At 63.1% G+C, this 21,006-nt stretch carries 19 protein-coding genes; 14 read left to right on the top strand and 5 right to left on the bottom strand.

Annotated elements, in window-relative coordinates; translation table 11 throughout:
• Positions 1–10 precede the first annotated feature (10 nt).
• The 4 genes from VGG89_15180 to VGG89_15165 are packed head-to-tail and all read left to right on the top strand — an operon-like array spanning position 11 to position 3,948.
• Complete coding sequence (locus tag VGG89_15180) at positions 11–628, top strand: hypothetical protein (GenBank protein ID HEY1977894.1); 618 nt, start codon at positions 11–13, stop codon at positions 626–628.
• Positions 621–1,979, top strand: a complete 1,359-nt coding sequence (locus tag VGG89_15175) for an MBL fold metallo-hydrolase (protein HEY1977893.1) — start codon at positions 621–623, stop codon at positions 1,977–1,979. The genes VGG89_15180 and VGG89_15175 overlap by 8 nt, the downstream gene beginning before the upstream one ends.
• Positions 1,979–3,001 (top strand): low specificity L-threonine aldolase, encoded by a 1,023-nt coding sequence (locus VGG89_15170; protein HEY1977892.1) that lies wholly within the window; start codon positions 1,979–1,981, stop codon positions 2,999–3,001. Before VGG89_15175 ends, VGG89_15170 begins: the two co-directional genes overlap by 1 nt.
• Complete coding sequence (locus tag VGG89_15165) at positions 2,998–3,948, top strand: threonine/serine dehydratase (GenBank protein HEY1977891.1); 951 nt, start codon at positions 2,998–3,000, stop codon at positions 3,946–3,948. The genes VGG89_15170 and VGG89_15165 overlap by 4 nt, the downstream gene beginning before the upstream one ends.
• Here VGG89_15165 and VGG89_15160 read toward each other — a convergent pair.
• On the bottom strand, positions 3,932–7,405 hold the full coding sequence (locus VGG89_15160; GenBank protein HEY1977890.1) for an AAA family ATPase: 3,474 nt from the start codon (positions 7,403–7,405) through the stop codon (positions 3,932–3,934). The genes VGG89_15165 and VGG89_15160 overlap by 17 nt on opposite strands.
• Before the next feature lie 97 nt (positions 7,406–7,502).
• On the opposite strand from VGG89_15160, the gene VGG89_15155 reads away from it, so the two are divergent.
• The 3 genes from VGG89_15155 to VGG89_15145 all read left to right on the top strand — a co-directional run bounded on the left by VGG89_15155 (position 7,503) and on the right by VGG89_15145 (position 9,604).
• Positions 7,503–7,703 carry a hypothetical protein gene (locus tag VGG89_15155; GenBank protein HEY1977889.1) on the top strand — a complete coding sequence of 67 codons (201 nt, stop codon included), beginning with the start codon at positions 7,503–7,505 and terminating at the stop codon, positions 7,701–7,703.
• Positions 7,700–8,752, top strand: a complete 1,053-nt coding sequence (locus tag VGG89_15150) for a multicopper oxidase domain-containing protein (GenBank protein HEY1977888.1) — start codon at positions 7,700–7,702, stop codon at positions 8,750–8,752. The genes VGG89_15155 and VGG89_15150 overlap by 4 nt, the downstream gene beginning before the upstream one ends.
• A gap of 69 nt (positions 8,753–8,821) precedes the next feature.
• A complete protein-coding gene (locus tag VGG89_15145) occupies positions 8,822–9,604 on the top strand; it encodes a phosphodiesterase (protein ID HEY1977887.1) in 783 nt (260 codons plus the stop codon).
• On the opposite strand, the gene VGG89_15140 is transcribed toward VGG89_15145, so the two are convergent.
• Positions 9,601–10,839: an NAD(P)/FAD-dependent oxidoreductase gene (locus tag VGG89_15140; GenBank protein ID HEY1977886.1), complete on the bottom strand. Its 1,239-nt coding sequence runs from the start codon at positions 10,837–10,839 to the stop codon at positions 9,601–9,603. The genes VGG89_15145 and VGG89_15140 overlap by 4 nt on opposite strands.
• A 72-nt stretch (positions 10,840–10,911) precedes the next feature.
• Between VGG89_15140 and VGG89_15135 the strand changes: the two genes are divergently transcribed.
• Positions 10,912–11,259, top strand: a complete 348-nt coding sequence (locus tag VGG89_15135; GenBank protein ID HEY1977885.1) for a hypothetical protein — start codon at positions 10,912–10,914, stop codon at positions 11,257–11,259.
• Here VGG89_15135 and VGG89_15130 read toward each other — a convergent pair.
• On the bottom strand, positions 11,256–12,413 hold the full coding sequence (locus VGG89_15130) for an amidohydrolase (protein ID HEY1977884.1): 1,158 nt from the start codon (positions 12,411–12,413) through the stop codon (positions 11,256–11,258). The two genes, VGG89_15135 and VGG89_15130, sit on opposite strands and share 4 nt — an antisense overlap.
• Positions 12,414–12,534: 121 nt before the next feature.
• On the opposite strand from VGG89_15130, the gene VGG89_15125 reads away from it, so the two are divergent.
• Positions 12,535–14,787: a hypothetical protein gene (locus VGG89_15125; protein ID HEY1977883.1), complete on the top strand. Its 2,253-nt coding sequence runs from the start codon at positions 12,535–12,537 to the stop codon at positions 14,785–14,787.
• A gap of 33 nt (positions 14,788–14,820) precedes the next feature.
• Here the strand turns inward: VGG89_15125 and VGG89_15120 are convergent, their stop codons facing one another.
• Positions 14,821–15,123, bottom strand: coding sequence for a hypothetical protein (locus tag VGG89_15120; protein ID HEY1977882.1), 303 nt, complete (start codon positions 15,121–15,123; stop codon positions 14,821–14,823).
• 113 nt (positions 15,124–15,236) lie between these two features.
• Between VGG89_15120 and VGG89_15115 the strand changes: the two genes are divergently transcribed.
• Positions 15,237–15,482 carry a hypothetical protein gene (locus tag VGG89_15115; protein ID HEY1977881.1) on the top strand — a complete coding sequence of 82 codons (246 nt, stop codon included), beginning with the start codon at positions 15,237–15,239 and terminating at the stop codon, positions 15,480–15,482.
• 258 nt (positions 15,483–15,740) lie between these two features.
• Here the strand turns inward: VGG89_15115 and VGG89_15110 are convergent, their stop codons facing one another.
• A complete protein-coding gene (locus VGG89_15110; GenBank protein ID HEY1977880.1) occupies positions 15,741–16,544 on the bottom strand; it encodes an energy transducer TonB in 804 nt (267 codons plus the stop codon).
• Positions 16,545–16,660: 116 nt separating this feature from the next.
• Here VGG89_15110 and VGG89_15105 point away from each other — a divergent pair, with 116 nt between their 5' ends.
• From VGG89_15105 to VGG89_15090, 4 genes are read left to right on the top strand one after another with little or no spacing between them, the layout of a single operon-like run.
• Positions 16,661–17,689 (top strand): thiamine pyrophosphate-dependent dehydrogenase E1 component subunit alpha, encoded by a 1,029-nt coding sequence (locus tag VGG89_15105; protein HEY1977879.1) that lies wholly within the window; start codon positions 16,661–16,663, stop codon positions 17,687–17,689.
• The gene (locus tag VGG89_15100; protein HEY1977878.1) at positions 17,682–18,707 is read left to right on the top strand and encodes a thiamine pyrophosphate-dependent dehydrogenase E1 component subunit alpha; all 1,026 of its coding nucleotides are present in this window, start codon (positions 17,682–17,684) and stop codon (positions 18,705–18,707) included. The genes VGG89_15105 and VGG89_15100 overlap by 8 nt, the downstream gene beginning before the upstream one ends.
• A complete protein-coding gene (locus VGG89_15095) occupies positions 18,698–19,711 on the top strand; it encodes an alpha-ketoacid dehydrogenase subunit beta (GenBank protein ID HEY1977877.1) in 1,014 nt (337 codons plus the stop codon). Before VGG89_15100 ends, VGG89_15095 begins: the two co-directional genes overlap by 10 nt.
• A complete protein-coding gene (locus VGG89_15090; GenBank protein HEY1977876.1) occupies positions 19,711–21,006 on the top strand; it encodes a dihydrolipoamide acetyltransferase family protein in 1,296 nt (431 codons plus the stop codon). Before VGG89_15095 ends, VGG89_15090 begins: the two co-directional genes overlap by 1 nt.

Genomic DNA, 21,006 nt, shown 5'->3' with positions numbered 1-21,006 from the left:
CGTGTGACACATGCACATCCAAATCGGCGTCATGGGGTCGGCCGGCGGGCACATCGGGGCCGAGCATCTCGCCCTGGCGCGCCGGGTCGGCCATCGGATTGCCGAACGCGGCTGCACGATCGTGACCGGCGCCTGCCCGGGATTGCCCCACGCGGCCGTTTTGGGCGCGACCGAGGCCGGCGGCGTGAGCCTTGGGGTCTCGCCGGCGCTCTCGCGCGAGGAACACGTCAACGTTTACGGCTCGCCGCTGCAGCCGTACACCGCGATCGTCTTCACCGGATCCGGCTTGATGGGACGCGAGACGCACAATATCCACAGCTCCGATTTCGTCATCTTCGTCGGAGGCCGCAGCGGCACGCTCGGTGAGTTCTGCATCGCCTACGACGAAGGTAAGCTCATCGGCATTTTGACCAACTCGGGCGGCATCAGCAACGAGTTCGTGCCCATCGCGAAGATGGTGCAGAAAGAGACGGGTTCCATCATCGTTACCGACGACGCTCCCGAAAAACTCGTCGATCGCCTCATCGATATCTACGAGAAGAACCCCATTCCAAGCGCCGTGGCGTTCAATCGCACCGAAGAGTTCCCGATCCGGCGCGCCCCCGTAACGGAAGAAACTCGTGGCTGAGCTTACATTCGTCGGTGCGGCCGGCACCGTAACCGGCAGCAAACATTTATTGACCGTCGGCGGAAAGCACGTCTTCGTCGATTGCGGCTTATTTCAGGGCGTCGTCGACGTGCGAGCGCTCAACGATCTGCCGCTGCCCGTTCCCGCAAAGCAGATCGACGCGGTCGTCATCACGCACGGTCATCTGGATCACGTCGGCTATCTGCCGAAACTCGTGCACGACGGGTTCTCCGGCCCGATCTACTGCACGCCCCCGACGCGTCCACTGATGCAGATCGTGCTCGACGATTCGGCGCACTTGCAGCAAACGCTCCACCAGCGCGGATTCCATCACGAACGTCCGCACGCGCCGCCGATGTACTATAACGAAGACGACGTCGCCGCCACGATGAAGCTGGTGAAGACGGTTCCGCTGGGTCAGACGTTCGATCTCGTGGACGGCGCCACCGCGACCTATCACAACGCCGGTCACATCATCGGTTCGGCGTTCGCCTCGATGTCGATCGAGGGGAAACGCGTGACGTTCTCGGGCGATCTCGGACGGTACGATCGGCCGCTGATGTACGATCCCGATCCGATCGGCGCAGCCGAAGTTTTGGTCAGCGAATCGACCTACGGCGATCGCGTACACCCGCCGGATCCCTCCGACGAGCTGCGCTCGGCGCTCGTTGCGGCCATAGCGCGGGGCGGCCCGATCGTCATCCCGGCATTTGCGGTGGAACGCTCGCAAGACATTCTGCTGGCGATCGGGCAGCTTCAACGGATCGACTCGAAGATCGCGGCATTGCCGGTCTATCTCGACAGTCCGATGGCCTCCAAGGTCGACGACTTGTTCGAGTCGTTTCCCGACGCGCACAAGCCGATTCCGCGCGACAGCGCACGCTCGCCCTTCGGCGTGAAAAACTTCACGGTGTGCGTCACGAGCGACGATTCGAAGGCGCTCAACGCGATCCACCATCCGTGTGTCATCATCTCAGCGAGCGGCATGGCGTCGGGCGGGCGCATCCTGCACCATCTGCACAACCGGCTGAGCGATTCGACGGCAACCGTGATTTTTGCGGGATATCAAAGCGCGGGAACGCTAGGGTATCTGATGATTCACGGCGCGCACACCGTCCGCATTTTTGGCGATACCCTGCCGATCAAAGCCGGCATCGTCCATCTTTCCGGCTTCTCGGCGCACGCGGATCAGAACGATCTCAAGCGCTGGTTCGGGACGTGTACGACGAAGCCGCGCCTCTTCGCCGTGCACGGCGAAGTCGAATCGGCGACGGCGGTTGCGACCTTGGCCAATGCGGCGTTCGGTTGGAACGCCAGCGTCGCACAGCGCGGAACGACGGTGACGCTATAGTGAATCGCAACTTCGCCAGCGATAATACCGCACCCGTCGGACCCGAGATCGTCAAAGCGCTATTGGCTGCAAACGAGGGCGCCGCCATTCCTTATGGCGGCGACGACTGGACCGCGCGCGCCAAGCAGCGCTTCCGCGAGCAGTTCGGCGCCGAGACCGACGTCTATTTTGCGTTTAACGGTACCGGAGCCAACGTCGCGGGGTTGAGCGCGCTGCTGCGCCCGTGGGAAGCCGTGCTGTGTCCCGAAACCGCGCATTTGCAAACCGACGAGTGCGGCGCGTTCGAGCGTTTCAGCGGTTCGAAAATCATTCCGATCCCCACCGAGGACGGAAAGCTGAAGCCGTCCGATCTCGAGCCGTACTTAAAACCCGTCGACGTGCACTTTCCGCAGCCGCGCATCCTTTCGATCTCGCAAGCGACCGAGTATGGCGGGGTGTACGAGCTCGAGGAGCTGCGGACGCTCTGCGCGTTCGCTCACGAGCACGGACTGAACGTTCACGTCGACGGCGCGCGGCTCAGCAACGCCGCGGCCGCCCTGGGCGTTTCGCTAAAGGTCATGACGGCCAGCGTCGATCTCTTGTCGTTCGGTGGAACCAAAAACGGCATGATGCTGGGCGACGCGATCTGTTTTCTCAAGCCCGGCCTCGGCACCGGATCGGCCGCGTTCGTACAAAAACAGGCGATGCAGCTTTCGTCGAAAATGCGCTTTATCGCCGCCCAGTTCGAAGCCGTGCTCACCGGCGATCTGTGGTTGCAATACGCCTCGCACGCCAACTCCATGACCAAACGCTTGGAAGAGCGCGTCCGCGGCATTGACGGCATTCGTATCACGCGGCCGGTCCGATGCAACGCCATTTTCGCCACGATGGACCGCGCCGCCATCGAGCGCGCCCAGCGCGACTACTCATTTCTGGTGTGGGACGAACGCTCGTCCGAGGTGCGCTGGATGACGCACTGGGCCACGACGCCCGAAGACGTCGACGCGTTTGCCGACGCTTTGCAGCGCGCGGTGGCGCCGTGAAGCCGATTACCCCCGAAGCGATCGAGGCGGCGCGCGAACGGATCGCCGGGACCATTTTGCGCACGCCGCTGGTGAAGCTGCAGACCGGCGGCGACACCGAGATCTACCTCAAGCTCGAGAACTTGCAGCCGATCAACTCGTTCAAGCTGCGCGGAGCGGCCAACGCGATAGCGATGCTGCCGCCGGACCGGCGCGCGCTCGGCGTATGGACCGTCAGCGCGGGAAACGCGGGACAAGGCGTCGCGTACGCCGCGCGGCAAGCCGGCGTCCCCTGCACCGTCGTTACTATCGAAACCGCGCCGGCCACGAAGGTCGAGCGGATGCGAGCGCTCGGAGCGCATCTCGTCAAGGCGCCGTTCGACGCGTGTTGGGAAGCGATGGAACGCGGCAGCTTCCCGGGCGTCGAAGGCACGTTCGTCCATCCGTTCGACGACGACGATTTCATCGCGGGCAATGCGACGATGGGTCTAGAGATCGTCGAAGACTTGCCGAGCGTTGCGACCGTCGTCTGCGCGATGGGCGGCGGCGGATTGGCAACAGGCGTTGCCAGCGGCGTCCGCGCGCGCAAGAGCGGCGTCAAGATCTACGTTGCCGAGCCCGAGACTGCGGCGCCCGCCAGCGTGTCGTTTGCTGCCGGCAAAGCGTCGGAGTTTCCCGGCTGGTCCAAAACGTTCGTCGACGGCGCGGGCGGAACGAGCGTTTTTCCCCGTATGTGGGAGCGGATGCAGGGTCTGGTCGACGGCGCGATCGTCGTGACGCTCCACGAGATCAAGTCGGCTATGCGCGTGCTCGCCGAGAAATCGCGTGTGATCGCCGAAGGCGCGGGCGCGTTACCTGTCGCCGCAGTACTCAGCGGTAAAGTCCAGAGCGACGGCCCGATCGCGTGCGTGATCTCCGGCGGCAACGTCGACCTCTCGACGTTTTTCGAACTCATTGCAGCATCGTGACGCCATGAGGATCGTTGCGTAGGATCGTCGCGTTGACCGGTACGCGCAAAAATGCGCTTCGCGTTGCGTCGTCCCCGATGCGCTCGGCAAATTCCGCAAGCTCGAGGCGCGCCCGCGCGGCGGCTCGGCGCGCCTCGCTCGCGTCGCCGCCGGCAGCTAGGCCTTGCGAAGCGGCCCACCACGCATACTGCGGCCAAAACGCACCGTCGAACGACGCACTTCCGATTGAAAGAAGCTCGCGGGCCGTCGCGAGAGCCTGGTCGTTTCGTCCGGCGATCACATACGCGAGCGTGAGGTCGGCAAGGTCGTCGACGAAATCCCGAGGCTCTTGAATCGAGCGGCGAATCGCCAAGCCGGCCTCCATGTGTTCGATCGCCGCTCCGGTCTCGCCGAGGGCGAGCTCGGCGTTGCCGAGATTGGCTAGTGCGGCGGCTTCGAATACGGGATAGGCCATCTCGCGCGTGATCTGCAGCGCCGACGTCGCGAAAGCTTTGGCTTGGGTCGCGTCTCCCAGCTGGAGGTTGACGAAACTCGCGTTGACTTGATTGGCCGCAATGGTCCGCCGTTCTTGGACCTTTTCGAACAGATCGTTCGATCGTTCGATCGAGGCGAGCGCTTCGGCGAACATCCCCGTCCGCATGAGCAGCAGCGTCTTATTCGCGTGCGTGGCGGCGAGCCCGCGCTTATGCCCGAGCGACTCGTAGATCGCGATCGCCGCATCGAACTCACGCAGCGCAACGCTATAGTCGCCGAGCCATGCGGCGGTCACCGCCAAACGGCTGCGCGAGGCCGCCTCACCTTCGCGATCGTTGAGCGTCAAACGGAGTTCTAGGCAGCGCTCCGTCAGCAAGAAGCATTCGCGATACTCTTGGCGCAGCAGCGCCGCGACACTGGCGGCGGCCAGCGCACGTGCCTCCATTGCCTGGTCGCCGAGCCTCGCCGCGCGTTCGCGGATCTGATCCATGTAGCCGCGAGCGGCCTCCAGGTCGCCGATATTCGTCGCGTACTCGACGAGCACGCAAAGACACTCGAGCTGTCCTTGCAGATCGCCGCTGCACTCGTAAAGCTCCAGTGCGCGCCGAGCCGGAACGATGGCCTCCGCGGATCGGCTGCAGTTGCCCAGATACGTTGCTGCCTGCGCGAGTGCGCGCGCGCGCGCCGCGTCGTCGAGCTGGGCGGCAAGCTCCTCAAGGCGCGCGAGATATTCGCGCTCTTCATTCGCGTCGCCCAAGGACCGAGCGAGCCAAATGCGCCGAAGCAGGACGTCAAACTGCGCGGGCCGATCGGCGATCGCCAGTCGCTCGAGCGCATCGATATCGCGCCGCTGTCCGTCGCGGTCGCCGCGCCGGCTGCGCGCCGTTTCACGGATTTCGAGCGTCTCGCGGCGCACGTCGTCGAAATCGGCGTTGTGAAGGGCTTTCCCGGCGAGTTCGATCGCGTCGCCGTGTGCGTGCACGGCCGCAGCGTCCCGTGCAGCGGTCAGATACCATTTTGCCGCTCGCTCGCGCGCGCCCGCCGACTCGTAGTGGCGCGCGACTTCGCGCGGCGAGACCGACGCGTCGGATTCGAAAACTGCTTCGAGACATTCGGCAACCCTGAAATGCCGCTGCTCGCGGAATGCCGGCTCGATCCCGGAATAGATGGCGTCGGCAATCAGATGGTGGCTAAAAACGTAGTCGTAGCCGGCACGCGCACCCGCTTCGCGAAGAATGCGCTGATCGAGGAGCTCGTCGAGGCCGCGCGCGATCGCGGTGCTCGAAAGATTCGACACGTCGCGAATCAGTGGAACGCTGCAGCCCGCCCCTACGACCGCGGCAATCTCTGCCACCGAACGGCCTTCCAGTCCGAGCCGCTCGACGCGCCTTGCGATCGTGCCCGACATCGTTGCATCTTCGAGCCGAGCTTCGCGATTCTCGAGCAACGCATTGATCGCCCCTTCGAGAAACAACGGGTTACCTTCGCATTGAGCGTATAAAGCCCGCACGAACTCTTCCCCACGCTCGCGCAAACCTTCAACGCGGCCGACGAGCTCGCCGACCTGTTCTTCATCTAATCGCTCGAGCTCGAGCTCTTCTACGGCGCCGTGGGTTCGCAACGAGCGCTGGAGCGCCCGCAACGGGTGGTTTACGGGTGTCTCCTCCTGCCGGCACGTCGCGACGACGAGTATCGGCGAGCGGATCGCATCGCGAAATATTCCGCCGAGCGCCTCGATGGTCGCCGAGCCGGCCCAATGCAGGTCTTCGAGCACGAGCAACAGCGGGCGCGGAGATGCCAGCGCTCGCACCGCAAAAGACAACGCTTCGTAGATGCGTGCGGTCGCACGTTCGGGCGACGTCTCCGAGAAGCGCACGTCGGAAACGTCGGGATCGCGCAGTTCCGGCAGCAACGGTGACAAGACGGTCCGGCGCTCGGGTGAGATTTGCCGCGCAAGCAGCAGCGGCATGCCGGCTCGCAGCGCTCCGACGACCGCTTGATAGGGCATCGCCTCCGGCGACGCCGTCGTTCCGACGAACACTCTTCCACCCTCGGCTTGAACCATGCGTGCGAGTTCGGCCGTAAGGCGGGACTTGCCGACGCCGGCCTCACCGGCGATCACGACCAAAGCGGCCGGTCCGCGGGCCGCACGACCCCATGCGTTGCGAAGGAACGCCAGCTCTTTGGTGCGCCCGACGAACGGAAGAATCGAAACCGTACGCCGAACCTCTTCGGGTTTTGCAGCCGCAACGCCGACGGCGCCCGGAACGGCTTCTTGGCGCAAAATCAACTGGCGAATCGCGACGGTTTCCGGCATCGGTGCGACGGCGAGCTCGTCGCGCAGGCGCTTGGCAAACCGGTCGTATTCGGCAAGTGCGCCGGCGGTATCGCCGGACTCGTACCGAATCGCGACGAGAGCGCGCAATGCGTCCTCTCGCCACGGATCGCTCGTTAGCACGCGCTTGGCACAGCTAATGGCGGCGGGAAAGTTTCGCTCGGAGCGATAGCGGGCGATCAAATCGTCGAGCAGTACGAAGTAGCGCGCACGCAGCCGTTCGCGCTCCGCGACTACCCAATCCTCGTAAACGTTTTCGAGCAAATCGCCGCCGTAGAGGTCGACGGCGCGCTGCCACGCGTGCGGTTCGCCCGCTAGGCGCTCGAACTCCGCGACGTCCACGAATGCGCCGCCGAGATCGTTCCAGCGAACCGTTTCGGCATCGCTCACGATCCACGGGTCGCCATCTCGAGCGGGCAGCGCTTTGTTCGCAAGGTATAGATAACGGCGCAACTCCGCTAGGGCATTGACTTCGTCGTCGTCCGGAAAGAGCGTGAACGCTAGCGACTCGCGTGACAGCGCTCGTCCTCCCTTGAGCACGATGTGCGCGAGCATTGCGAGCGTGGCGGAGCGCTTGGCAAATTTGACGGGGGTACCGTCGCAGCGGATGTCGGGTTGACCGAACAACCGAATTTCCAACATCGGCATTTCCGATTTCCCGCCTAGCTCGCGGTTCCCGTTAGCTCGCTCGCTTGCTCCCGAGCCTCGGCACGCCTGCGGCACGCGCACGGCCTATGCTCGGCGCATGAACCCGAAGCGGCAAGACGCGACGTTCCTGGTTCGCATGTGGCTGACCGAAGAGCCCGATAGCGACGCGCAATGGCGAGGCTCCGTCCTCGAGGTCGTGTCGGGAAAGCGCTTTTTCGTGACTCAGCCCCGCGACGTTGCCGATTTCATCGACGCCCACCTGGCCGAGTTACGGGTTCGGAAAGCGGGAACGACATGATTCGCGTTATTTGCCTGGTGCTGCTGTGTTGCGCACCCGCCGTAGCCGCGGAGCGCACGTATTACATCGCTGCCGACGAGATCGTTTGGAACTACGCGCCGAGCGGCACGAACGTGCTCACCGGTGCGGCTCTCAAACCCGATAAGGACCAGCTCGGCTTTTCCTATCATAAGATCGTCTATCACGGATATACCGACCCGACGTTCGAGACGCGGGAGACTCGCAGCCAAAGCGATCAGTACATGGGAACGCTGGGGCCGCCCATCCGCGCCGTCGTCGGCGATTCGGTCGTCGTCGTGTTCAAAAACAACTCACATCTGCCGCTGAGCTTTCACGTCCACGGTTTGCGTTATTTGAAGACGTCGGAAGGGGCTCCGTATCGCGACGGAGTCGGACCGCAAGTAAAGCCGGGAGACGCGGTAGCTCCAGGTGCCACGTACACGTATCACTTCGACGTGCCGGAACGATCGGGTCCCGGACCGATGGATCAAAGCTCCGTATTATGGATGTACCATTCGCACACTGACGAGCTGCGCGACGTGAACACCGGCCTCGTGGGACCAATCGTCGTAACGCGCCGTGGAGCCGCCAAGGGTGACGGGACTCCAAACGACGTCGATCGTGAGGTGTTTGCGATGTACGCCCAATTCGACGAAAGCCAAAGCCGCCTGTTTAGCCAGAACGTCGCCGATCCGGCGATCAATCCGCGCCACTTAAAGCCAACCAGTTCCGGCTTCGTCGACGACAACACGATGTTCTCGATCAACGGTTATATATATGGCAACATGCCGATGATAGACGTGCACCGGGGAGAACGGACGCGCTGGTACCTCATGACGACGATGAGCGACTTCGATTTTCACGCGCCTCACTGGCATGGCGAGACCGTCACTATCAACGGTATGCGCACCGATACGGCGCAGCTGGGCCCTATGGGCATGGCGGTCGCCGACATGATTCCCGACGATCCGGGCGTCTGGCTCTTCCACTGCCATCTGAACGTTCACCTCGAAGCGGGGATGGTGACACGTTTCCGCACGCTGCCGTAGCCCGAGAATAGTGCTTACCGTCAAGAACCTTTTAACGTGCAGATAACGTAAAGCTGTTACGCTGTTAGAGTGATCGTCGCACAGATCACCGACTTGCATATCAAACGGCGCGGGCATTTTCTGCACCACATGCCCCACGTCGCGCAGCCGCTTCGCCGGGCGCTCGCCGCGATCGCGCAGTGGCCGGAGCGGCCGGCCTGCATCGTCGCCACCGGCGATCTCACGGAGTCCGGCACACCCGAAGAGTACCGCCGGCTCCGAGAGATCCTGGCGGAGTCCGATATCCCGGTCTATTTGATCCCGGGCAATCACGACGACCGTAACGCACTGCGAGCCGCCTTTCCCGGCGATGCGTATCTGCATGCGTTCGGGCCGGCGATCCAGTTTACGATTGAGTTTTCGTCGATGCGCGTCGTCGCGCTCGACACCAGCGAAGGCCGCCGCCGCTCCGGCTACTTAGACGACGCAAGGCTCGAGTGGCTGGCGGATCGATTAGCGGAGCGCCCCATCACACCGACGATCCTGGCGATGCACCATCCGCCCTTCCCCACCGGCGTACCGAACTTCGACGGACCGCCGTTTGAGGGACGTCACGGACTCGGCGCGATCGTTCGCGAGTTTCCTCAGATCTGTCGCATCGTTTGCGGGCACATTCACCAACCGCTGGTACGAACGTGGTGCGGGGTTTTGGGCGTCACGGCGCCGAGTACGGCGCCGACGCTCGTCATCCATCCGCGCGCGCCCGGCCTCTCGTGGGAGCCGGGCGGCTTCTTATTACACCGCTACGACGCGCAGCGCATGACGACGAAGCTCGTGCGCACGGCAAAGGCGCCGATCTCGATGATCGCTTAAGCGGTCCAATCCAGCAACGCTTCCCACTGCGGTTTCGGGAACGCTTCTTTGCTCTTGATCGCTTCGACGTACTTGCGCTTGCCGGCACGGTTGCCTTTGCCCAGCATCAATCCGCCGACGAGGCGATCCTGCCAGAAGAACAGCGCACGGTACCACTTCTTCTCGCGGTCGATCTTGCGCACCATGTCGAGATCGGAACGCAGCTCGGGACCCATGCCGAACTGCGTGATCGTTTGTCCCTTGAACAGCAGCGACGAGTACTCCGGAACGTCGTGATAGACGTCGCTGCCGCCCATCATGTTGAGCGCCGCGACTTTTCCGTGCGCGCCGGCGTTGTTCCAGGTGCCCATGCGATAGCGTATTTCGAGGATCGGGTCGTAGAAGTCGGCGATGTCGCCCGCCGCAAAGACGCCACGAATATTCGTTTCGAGATGGTCGTCGCAGAGGATGCCGTTCTTGCTCGTCTCGATGCCGCTGCCGTCGCAAACTTCGGTGTTCATCGCGAGGCCGAAGCCGTACGCATAGCACTGCGCTTCGATCTCGAGTCCACCATTCGTTCGCACTTTCGTGATGACGCCGTTGGAGCGAACGAACTCCTCAACTTCGTGGCCATAGTGCATGTGCACGCCGTCGGCTTGCGCCGCGTCGTGCAGCAGCTCGCCGGCCAGGTCGTCCATGACGCGGTGCAATCCGCGCGGCCCGCGCATCAGCCAGTGCGTCTCCACGCCTCGCGAGCTAAACGCTTCGGCCAGTTCGTAGGCGATGAACGATCCGCCGATGGCGACGGCCGCCTTGCTGCGATCGATCTGTTCGGAGATCGCGCGCGTGTCGTCGAGATACTGAAACGGGTAAAGATTGGCGGCGCCGTCGGCTCCGGGCTTTCCGGTTGGATTTGGACGCCCGCCGGTCGCGATCAGCAGCGCGTCGAACGGGTAGGACTTGCCGCCGGCCATCACCACGCGCTCTTGCGGAACGATCCGCTCGACGCGCGTCCGTAGGTGCAGCTCGATTCGGTGCTGCTCGTGCCACGCTTCATTTCGGATCATCACCTTTGCTTCGGGAATTTGCCTGCGCAGCATCGGCGGCAGCGAAATGCGGTTGTAGAGCGTGTACGGCTCGTCGCCGAAGAGCACGATCTCGCACGACGGATCGTGCTTGCGCAGCTGCTCGGCCGCAGTGGTACCTGCAAACCCGTTGCCGATGATAACGTATTTGCGAACGTCCGAAGTCGCCAAATGTCCCTCCACGCAGCAGTTTGCGCTTGCCGGCCAGGCCAAGGTTCGCTATCGACCGAAGTCGTCATGCCGATGGATGTACGCCTCGTTCAGCTCCTTGGGTCGTTCATCACCGCGCGCAGCCAATACGCGCTCGCCCGGCTCGAGTTTGCCATGCAGCACGGCCAAGATGCCGCGCCTCCGGTGATCGATCGCCTTGCGGAGCCGTCGGAGCGTGCGTTGCGCGACGAGTGGCCAAACCTCGAGGCGCAGCTCGAAGCGGCGGTCGAGTACGTCAAACGCATCGAACGGACGCGAACCTCGCGCGGCGGCCGGGACGAAAGCTTCCGCTGGCTGCAACGATCGGTGCGGGAGCTCGATCAATATGCCCGTGCGATCCGCTGGGTGATGACCGTGAGCGAAAAAGAGACCGGATCTTAACTCAGGCCGATTCCCACCATCATCTTGAACCCGATCTCCAGCACGCGTTCGTCGATGTCGTAGCGAGCGCTGTGCTGCGGCTCGACGCCCTTTTCGAGGCCGCGCGCGCCGAGGATGAAGTACGACCCCGGGCGCTCCATCTGCATGAACGCCATGTCTTCGGCCCACATCACGATGTCGTGCGGATCGATGACGTTCGCCTCGCCGGCAACGTCGCATCCCACGGCCCGGACGACGTCGTTGACCGTCTTATCGTTGACCGTCGGCGGGTAGCCCCACTGATACTCGTACTCGTAATCGAGACGCAAAGCATCGCACAAACCTTCGGTTATTCGCTCGATTCGTTTCGGCAGCGAGTCGCGCACTGCGGGATCGAGCGCCCGCACCGTACCCTGCAGCAGCGCCCTGTCCGGAATAACGTTGAACGTTGTGCCGGAGTGAACGGAACCAACGGTAACGACCACTGGATCCTTGGGTGCGATTTCGCGGCTCGCGATCGTCTGCAGCATCAGCACGAGTTGCGCTGCCGCCACGATGGGATCGACAGACGAGTGCGGCATCGCGCCGTGCCCGCCTTTCCCAAGCAAGGTGATCTCGAAGCGATCCGACGACGCGAAGAACGCGCCGTCGCGAATGCCGATCTTGCCGGCTTCCAATCCGGTGTACACGTGAAGCGCGAATGTGCGATCGACGTGCGGATTCTCGAGCGCCCCGTCTTCGATCATCAGCTTGTTTCCGGCGAAGCCCTCTTCGCCGGGTTGAAAGCAAAAGACCAGCGTTCCCTTGATCTCATCGCGGCGTTTGGCTAAGGCGCGCGCTGCCGAAAGCAGGATCGCCACATGAGCGTCGTGTCCGCAGGCGTGCATCACGCCGGGACGCTGCGATCGATATGCGGCCTCGCCTTCCTCGGTGACGGGCAACGCGTCCATATCGGCGCGCAGCAGCGTTACCGGACCTGGACGCCCGCCTTTGAGCGTCGCGAGAATGCCGGTTTTTCCGATGCCGGTCCGAATTTCGTCGAAACCACCGCTTGCCAGCTCGCCTTCGATGAACGCGGCCGTTTCGAACTCTTCCATCGAGAGCTCGGGGTGCGCGTGAATGTGCCGCCGATACCGTACGAGCTCGTCGCGGGGTACCTCGACCGGAATTGCCATAGCCACAAAGGCCCTGTTACGAAAACGTTACCAGGCTTCCCTCGCCCGGCATCGAGGGACAATGACTAGGGTAGCTGAAAAGCGTGCTGTAGCCTGCTTCCCGAGCAGGCCGGAGGTGCCCATGTCGACGACGGCGCGTTATTGGATCGTTCTATTCGCTTTTTCCGCGGTTCTGTGCGCGTGCGGCGCTCGAAGCGGAGCACCCCTGCCGTTTATTCCTCAGACGTCGACGCTGGCGGCCGGCGACACTGCCATCGCCTCGCCCGATCTGCAAACCTGCGCGACCGACAAGGCCCAGCCGGGCTGGGTGTTCCGCGGCGTCTGCAAGTTCGTCGGCAAACTCGGCGGCGGAAAATCCATCGCGATGCCGGCGTACGCCGGCTTCACGGTGGCGGTGAAGTACCCCAAGAACAACGCCGCTCCGGCCCACAAAATCATCGTGGCGGTTGCAAACCGGACCAATATCGCCGCCAAGAAGGGCCGGCATCGCCTCGGGCCGTTTCCCACCGACAAAGATGCGTTTCTCTACTTCAAGACGGCCAACGGCGGCGTGCCGATCAAATTCGGCAAACACACGCAAGTGGTCTTCGATCTCACCAACAACAGCGGCACGGCTCTTGGAAAGCCGTGCACCATCGACGTGCTGCAGAGAAGCGGCGGCACGAACACGTGGAAAACGTTACCGGTCACCGGAACGCTCTCCGGGAAACTCCTGACCTTCTCGATTTCGAAACGTCATTACGCGACGATCCCTCACGGCGGCACGTATTACGCCTTCACGTGCGCGGCCGCGCCGACGCCGAGCCCATCGCCGTCACCGACGACCAAGCCGACCACGAAGCCGACCACCGGACCGACACCGGGGTACTGCGCCAACTATTCCGTGCCGGCGACCAACACCGTTCCGATCAACGTGACGGACGCCTCCGGCCTCGGCGCGTCGGTCATCATGTACGTCCGTAACGGCACGACGTGGATGACGAACGCGGGCGCTTTCGGAGCGACCGCCGCCAACCCGATTCCGCTGGCGTGTTTCCCGAAGAGCGCCGGCAGGCGGAACGGATTGCAGTTTGCGCTGCCGCCGAACGTCGCGGCGGGGCGGATCTACATTTCGTACGCGGTCTCGAGCAGCACGACCGTCGTCCCGAATCCGCTTGCTGGAATGCCGGCGGGTGGCCCCGCTCTAGCCTACGGTAACGCGGACTGGAACGTGCCGTGGGACGTCGTCGAGTTTGGTACGACGTCGGGCGCGATCGTGGATCTCACCGCGGTGACGGACCTCGGATTGCCGATGGAGCTGTCGCAGGCTAAGCCCGGCAAGTCGGTTCTTGCCGACGCCGGGAACGACAGCGCGCGGCCGGCCGGCTTCCGCGCGCGCTCAATTCCGGCACCTTGCGCGACGAGCGGCGCCGGAGTCATCGGCGTCACGTCGTGCAACTATGCCAACATCTACACGGCCATGTCGTCCACGCCGCAATATCAGCATCTCGTTGCGACCGGCAAGTTCAACGGCAAGATCATCGATCTGCGCATCATCAATCCGGCAAAGACGCAAGGCGTCTGGAACTTCGGATCCGATTGGTTCTACAATCCAGCCTATCTGGGCGCGTACCCGTCCCTGTGCTCGGGCGTTCCGACGCCCCTTGCCAACGGCTATCTTAGTTGCGTGCTGGCGTCGTATGCGACGACCTCGCGCCTCTACGCGACCGCTGGATCGGGTGTAACCAAAGTGAGCGGAAGCAACTACTGCGTCAGCTCCGACGGCTCGGCCAACTTCGGATTCACCAACGTGAAGACGGCAACGTCGTGTGCCGGAATCACCTACACCTCGCCTAGCACGTCCCCGATGCCCGTCGCGCTCTTTAAGTACGGCACGCCGCCGCAGTCCAAAGACGGGAAAGGCTGCGACGCCGGTTTCCTGTTTGGCCTTCCGCCGAACACCAACTGGATAAGCACCGGATCGAGCAAGCATCCCAGTAAACACCCCAACGTTTTCGCCAGCGCCGACGCGTTTGCGGTGTGGAAGGGCTTGGCACTCGAGCTCAATCGCGGCGCGGCGCTCTCCACTTCGTCGCATCCGGCCGGAGGGTGGGCGGCAAACTTCGCCAGCCCTGCGGCTTTCAGCAACTACTATAACGATCCGCTGTCCAACGAGTACGCATACATCCTGCACTACTATTACGACCACAATCAGTCGTACGCGCTGTCGTACGACGAGCCGGGTGGCCAAGCATCGGCGTTTGCTTACGTTACCGGAAACGCGCTCGACATTCGCATAAACGCGGTGCCGACCGCTGCGGCCGTCATCCCCTCGGCGACGCCCGTTCCGTTCCCGGTGCCCAACCCGTGCCCGGTATTCCCAACGGGCGTTTGACGCCGAACAGCAGGAACGCGACGAGCAGCGTCTTCATTTGGACCCCGCATCGATCGGCTTGAACCACAGCAGACGGTTTTGATAATCGAACATCAAATTGAAATGTGAGAGCGCGTTCCTCCCGATCAAGCCATCGTAGTTGCGGCCTTGAGCGAACGGCCCGAACGGCACGACGACCTCAGCGTCACCGAAGATCCAGTCCCCCAAAGCCAACCGCTTCACGATGAAGTGTTTGATCGGAACGGGCTTGCCGGCAAGCGTGAACAGCGTATCTCCGTTGTAGCTGCCAGGCGGCGCGACGACATGAATCTGGGAGAAGTACTGCGGATAGAGCATCGTTTCGTCGAGCCCAAGTCGACGAGGAACTGTCCGTCTCGCCCGTTAAACGCGGCCTCGATTAAAGGGACTCCCCACTCGAACCGCAGCGGTATCGAGGACCAGCCGGCGACGTGCAGCCCGCTTGGAACGGCACCGTGAAGGATGAGGCGGTGCGTTTCGAAGTCGACTTCAAGGGCGCCGCTCCAGAGAAAATCCGCCCCAAGCAGTCCGTCGACTCGCCTTCCTGCAGGTTGCCGATGAAGGGCCGCAGTGGAAATCGCGACGTTGGTCGCGCGAAGATCGCCGACGGTTATATCGGGCGCACGGCTATTTTCCACCGTGTAGTCTCCGCCGAAGCTCGCGGTAGCCCGTCCTAACGAAGGCATGCCCAGGCCGCGCGCCACCTGCGAATCGAGAAGGCTGTACGCAGAACCGGAATCCAGAATGAAGTCGAGATTGCGCCCCGCAATCCCGACGCGAACGACGATACCCGCCTTGGTAAAGACCGCCGGAATCCCAACCGCGGCGCGCGATCCGAGATCGAAGAGTGACGTCGGTGAATAACCATCACCCGGCGGCGTCGACGCGCAACAGATGAGTGCTGCCAGCGTGGCGATCGCGGCGCGATACATTTGCTAAGGATTATACTCCATTTCGATCGACATCTCGCTGACGACCGGCGTGCAAAGAAACCTTGCGGGCGAATAACGCGTGTGTTCCACGACTCCAAGCACGTTCTCGTCGAGGCCTTCGATGCCCGAAGGCCGCTCGATGCTCGCGGATGCCGGAACGCCGTTTGAATCGATGAAGATTCGAATGACCGTCGACTTACGCACGTTTCCGTACGCGCCGACGACGGCGCCGGCCCCGCGCGGGAGCTCCGCCGGAATGTAGGCGCGCCCACACGTAAGGGCTGGCAGCGCCTGAAGAAACGTCGCGTTCACGGGCTTGACGTCGGCTCCAATGCTCACGTGGGACTCGTTGCTCGCATCCCGGGTGGACGCGCGCACCGGCTGCACGACCGTCGGACACACTGCCGGAGCCGCACCGTCGACGCCGATTTGATCCACGTACGCGTAATGCACGTCGACGGGTTTGTCGAACGCAACGAAAATGGGCTCGGCGTAGAAATTGTCGCTCCCGGCTGAACGTAAGAGATCGGTGCGTGCGATGGGGACAGAGTACGCCGAGTCGGACGTGATGAGCGTTACCACGCCGGCGACATCGGTTTTCCCGTTTGCGAACACCTCGAGAACGTACCGATCGCTCGAGAGGCTCGTCGACGGCGTGCCGCCGCGCGCGTCCCAGGGCACGACCGCGACCAACCCCGAGCAGAACGGATTATCCCAGCCGTCGCCCGCGTTCGCCGGCGCCGGGGCCGCCAGTCCGAGACAAAGGAAGAACGAAAGGCCTGCAAAGGCCGCTAACGTACGAAGCATCCGCGCGTTTTTTGGGCGGCCGCCCGCTTACCCCCTTGAGCCGTTGGTCGCACTCGCTGACGCCGTGGGTCAAAGGTAGAGGATTTATCGCCGGGTCCGGGCGAGTACCGCAGTCCGTGGCACCGAAAGTCGACACGTCCTTCGAGCGGCATGGCCTGACCGACGAGCAACTCGTCGCGCTGTTTCGCGTCATGCTCATGCACCGGACGCTCGAGAGCCGGGGCTTCCAGCTCAACCGCCAAGGGAAGATTCCCTTTGCATCCGCCGGGGAAGGCCACGAGGCCGTTCAGGCCGGCGCGGCGCTCGCTTTCGAGCGCGGGACCGACGTGCTCGTTCCCTACTACCGCGATCTGGGACTCAACGTCGGGATCGGCCTGACGCCCTACGAAGTGCTGCTTTCGCTGTTCGGGCGCGCGGCGGATCACTCGGCGGGGCGCCAGTTTCCGCACCACTACGCTAGCCGCAAACTGGGCTTATACTCGATCAGCTCCGTGATCGCCGCGCAGCTCCCGCACGCGGTCGGCGCCGCCTACGCGATCAAGTACCGCGGCGAGAAACGTGCCGTGCTGACCACGTGCGGCGACGGAGCGACCAGCGAAGGCGAGTGGCACGAAGCGATGAACTTCGCCGCGGTCCATCGGCTGCCGGTCGTTTTTCTGATCGAAAACAACGAGTGGGCGATCTCGACGCCCCTTTCCAAGCAGATGGCACAGCCGGACATCTATAAACGCGCCGAGGGCTACGGGATGCCCGGCGTCGTGGTCGACGGGATGGATCCGATTGCGTGCTATGCGGCCGTCAAAAACGCGCTAGACCGCGCCCGATCCGGCGGTGGTCCGACGCTCGTCGAGGGAAAGTGCTATCGGTTTCTCGCGCATACGACCGACGACGACGATCGCGCGTACCGCTCGCGCGAAGAAGTGGCCGAGCGCCGCAAGGGCGATCCGGTTCCGTGCTTCGAGCGAACGCTGCTCGAGCACGGCATTATGACCGACGCGGAAGTTGAGGCGCTGAAGCGTTCGGTCCTCGAGGAAACCAACGAAGCTACGGATCGCGCCGAAACGATGCCGTATCCGAACCCCGACGATCTCTACGCAGACGTTTACGCCGACGGTTGGGAACCGTGGAAAGACACACATGGCTAAGACTGACGTAAAAACGGGACGGCTCGAACGTCACGGGCTGAGCGACGAGCAGCTGCGCGCGCTGCTGCGCAACATGCTGCTGCAGCGCCAGCTCGACAATCGCGGCTTTCAGCTCAACCGGCAAGGCAAAGTCCCGTTCGCGCTGGGCAGCGAGGGTCACGAAGCGCTTCAGGCCGGTGCCGCGATGGCGTTCAACCGCGGCAAAGACATTTTGGCGCCCTACTATCGCGATCTCGGGCTGTGCTTGGGCATCGGCCTCTCGCCCTATGAAATTTTACTGTCGATCTTCGCCCGCGCGGCCGATCATAACGGGGGCCGCCAGTTCCCCAATCACTACTCGTCCAAGGCCGCGGGATTAATGTCGTTCTCGTCGATCTTGGCGGCGCACATTCCGCACGCGGTCGGCGCCGCGTACGCGATGAAGTATCGCGGCGAAAAAGGCCGGGCGGTGCTGGTCACGTGCGGCGACGGAACTACCAGCGAAGGCGAGTGGCACGAATCGATGAACTTCGCCGCGATTCACAAGCTGCCGCTGGTGATGCTCGTCGAAAACAACGAGTGGGCGATCTCGACGCCGCTCGAAAAGCAGATGGCGCAGCCGGAGATTTGGAAGCGCGCCAAGGGATACGGTATGCCGGGTGCGCGTTTCAACGGTTTCGATCCGATCGAAACGTACGGCGCGGTCAAGGAAGCCATGGATCGCGCGCGCGCCGGCGAGGGCCCCTCGCTCGTCGAAGGCACCTGTTACCGTTACCTCGCGCACTCGACCGACGATAACGACATGACGTACCGAACCAAAGAAGTCGTGCAGGAGCGCCGCAAGAACGATCCGGTGCCGCGCTTCGAAGCGCTGCTCGTCGAGTACGGCGTCATGAACGAAAAGGACGTCGAGACGATGCGCAAAGACGTTCTGCGCGAAACGAATGAAGCGACCGACGCCGCGGAGGCGCAGCCGTATCCGCAGGCGTCCGATCTTTACACCCACATTTACGAAGGAGCCTGGGAACCGTGGCAGTGAGCAGCAGCAGCGCGACCTCGACGGTAATGAACAACGTCGAGGCGGTCCGCGCGACGCTCTACGAAGCGTTGAAAAATGACGACCGGACGGTGATTCTGGGTGAAGACGTCGGCGCGCGCGGCAACGTTTTTCTGATTACGAAGGACTTCATCAACGAGTTCGGTCCGCAGCGCATCATCGACACGCCGATCGCCGAAGCCTCGATCGTCGGCATCGCCGTCGGCATGGCGATGGAGGGATTGCGGCCGATCGCCGAGATCCAGTTCGCCGACTTCATCTATCCTGCGTTCAACCAGATCGTCGGCGAAGCGGCCAAGACGCGCTACCGTTCCAACGGCGAGTATACGTGTCCGCTCGTCATTCGCACGCCGTACGGCGGCGGGGTTCGCGGCGCGCTTTCGCACTCGGTCTCGATCGAAGCGCTCTTCTACCACGTGCCGGGGCTCAAAATCGTGGCGCCGGCGTTTCCCGCCGACGTCAAAGGTTTGCTCAATACCGCAATCGACGACAACGATCCCGTGCTCTTCCTCGAGCACAAGAAAACCTATCGCCTCATCAAAGGCGAGGTGCCCGACGGTCACTACACGATTCCGTTCGGCAAAGCCAACGTGCTCAAAGAAGGCACCCAGCTCACCGTCGTCTCGTACGGCCTCTACGTGCACTGGGCACTCGAAGCCGCACAGAAGCTCCAGTTAGAGGAGGGCCTGTCGGTCGAAGTGATCGACCTGCGCTCGATCCGCCCCATGGATAAAGGTGCGATCTTGCGCTCGGTGGAGAAGACGCGCAAGCTGCTCGTCATTCACGAAGACAACAAGTTCGGCGGTATCGGTGCGGAGATCAGCGCGATGGTCGCCGAGAACGCTCTGTTTCATCTCGACGCGCCGATTCGCCGTTTGTGCGCGCCCGACGTTCCCGCCATGGGATACGCGCTTCCGCTGGAGGAAGAGTACATGTCGTCGCCGGCCGAGATGGCCGACGCGATGCGAGAGATGGTGAAGTTCTAATGGCAACAACCATTACGATGCCGCAGTTGGGTGAGACGGTGACCGAAGGAACCGTCGCTCAGTGGCTCAAGAAAGTCGGCGACAGCGTCGACAAGTACGAAGCGTTCGTCGAAGTTTCCACCGACAAGGTCAACGCGGAAGTTCCGTCGCCCGTCACGGGGACGATCCGCGAAGTCCTCGTGAAGGAAGGCGAAACCGTTGCAACGGGAACGCCGATCGCGGTGATCGACGAAGTCGGCGCAGCCGCGCAATCGGCTGCGGCACCGGCCGCGCCCGCGCACGCATCGGCCCCGGCACCGGCAGCACCACCGTCCTCCAATGGCGCGGGCAAGACGAGCGCCGTCAGCGCCGATGTTGAGAGCGCGCTGCGCGGCGCATCGCCGGCGGTTCGCCGTTTGGCTCGCGAACATCATCTCGACGTTCGCACGATCAAGGGAACCGGAACCAACGGCCGCGTGACCGCCGACGACGTGCTGGCGGCTGCGAGCATGGGTCCGTCGGCTGCAGTCGGTCAGGCGATAACGTCCGCGCCACCGTCGACGCCGTCGGCACCGAAAGCGCCGCCGCCGGCGGGTACCTCGACCTACGGCGAGCCGATTCCGGGAACGACGATACCGCTCACGCAGGCGCGCCGCATCATCGCCGAGCGCATGGTCGAGAGCAAGCACACCGCACCGCATGCGTGGTCGATGGTCGAAATCGACGTCACCAACGTGTGGAAGTGGCGCTCGCGCGAAAAGGACCGCTTCGAGCGCGAAACGGGTTACAAGCTAACCCTCCTGCCGTTCTTCATTCGCGCTGTCGTCGAGTCGTTGGCGGCCTTCCCGCTGATGAACGGCAAGTTCACCGCCGACGGCATCTACGTCAACAAGGACGTCAACGTCGGCATCGCCATCGGTCTGGCGACGAATCTGGTCGTTCCGGTCATCAAGAACGCCGATCAGCTTTCGATCAAAGGCCTGGCGATTGCCGCCGGCGAGTTGATCGACAAAGCGCGCCGCAACAAACTTGGCGTGGACGATCTCGCAGGCGGTACGTTTACCGTGAACAACAACGGCGCGAACGGATCGTGGGCGTCGGCGCCGATCATCAACGGCGGTCAAGCCGGCATCGTTACGATGGAAACGGTCGTCAAAAAACCGGTCGTTCGCGAAGACGACTCGATCGCGATCCGCAGCATGATGAACTCGTGCTTGTCGCTCGATCACCGCGTCGTCGACGGGTACGTTGCCAGCGGCTTCCTCGCCGACCTCAAGAAACGGCTCGAAAAGATGGGGCCGGAAGGCACGCTCTAA

The sequence above is a fragment of the Candidatus Baltobacteraceae bacterium genome (assembly GCA_036488875.1).
Classification (GTDB): domain Bacteria; phylum Vulcanimicrobiota; class Vulcanimicrobiia; order Vulcanimicrobiales; family Vulcanimicrobiaceae; genus JAFAHZ01.
Note: the sequence above shows the minus strand (reverse complement) of the source record. Positions and strands in the feature narration are given on the sequence as shown.

Excerpts from the sequence above, each read along its gene's own strand:
- VGG89_15130 (HEY1977884.1), bottom strand. The coding sequence starts at position 12,413 with ATGGCAATTCCGGTCGAGGTACCCCGCGACGAGCTCGTACGGTATCGG.
- VGG89_15100 (HEY1977878.1), top strand. The coding sequence starts at position 17,682 with ATGGCTAAGACTGACGTAAAAACGGGACGGCTCGAACGTCACGGGCTG.
- VGG89_15125 (HEY1977883.1), top strand. The coding sequence starts at position 12,535 with ATGTCGACGACGGCGCGTTATTGGATCGTTCTATTCGCTTTTTCCGCG.
- VGG89_15135 (HEY1977885.1), top strand. The coding sequence starts at position 10,912 with ATGGATGTACGCCTCGTTCAGCTCCTTGGGTCGTTCATCACCGCGCGC.
- VGG89_15090 (HEY1977876.1), top strand. The coding sequence starts at position 19,711 with ATGGCAACAACCATTACGATGCCGCAGTTGGGTGAGACGGTGACCGAA.
- VGG89_15110 (HEY1977880.1), bottom strand. The coding sequence starts at position 16,544 with ATGCTTCGTACGTTAGCGGCCTTTGCAGGCCTTTCGTTCTTCCTTTGT.
- VGG89_15120 (HEY1977882.1), bottom strand. The coding sequence starts at position 15,123 with ATGCTCTATCCGCAGTACTTCTCCCAGATTCATGTCGTCGCGCCGCCT.
- VGG89_15155 (HEY1977889.1), top strand. The coding sequence starts at position 7,503 with ATGAACCCGAAGCGGCAAGACGCGACGTTCCTGGTTCGCATGTGGCTG.
- VGG89_15180 (HEY1977894.1), top strand. The coding sequence starts at position 11 with ATGCACATCCAAATCGGCGTCATGGGGTCGGCCGGCGGGCACATCGGG.
- VGG89_15160 (HEY1977890.1), bottom strand. The coding sequence starts at position 7,405 with ATGCCGATGTTGGAAATTCGGTTGTTCGGTCAACCCGACATCCGCTGC.
- VGG89_15150 (HEY1977888.1), top strand. The coding sequence starts at position 7,700 with ATGATTCGCGTTATTTGCCTGGTGCTGCTGTGTTGCGCACCCGCCGTA.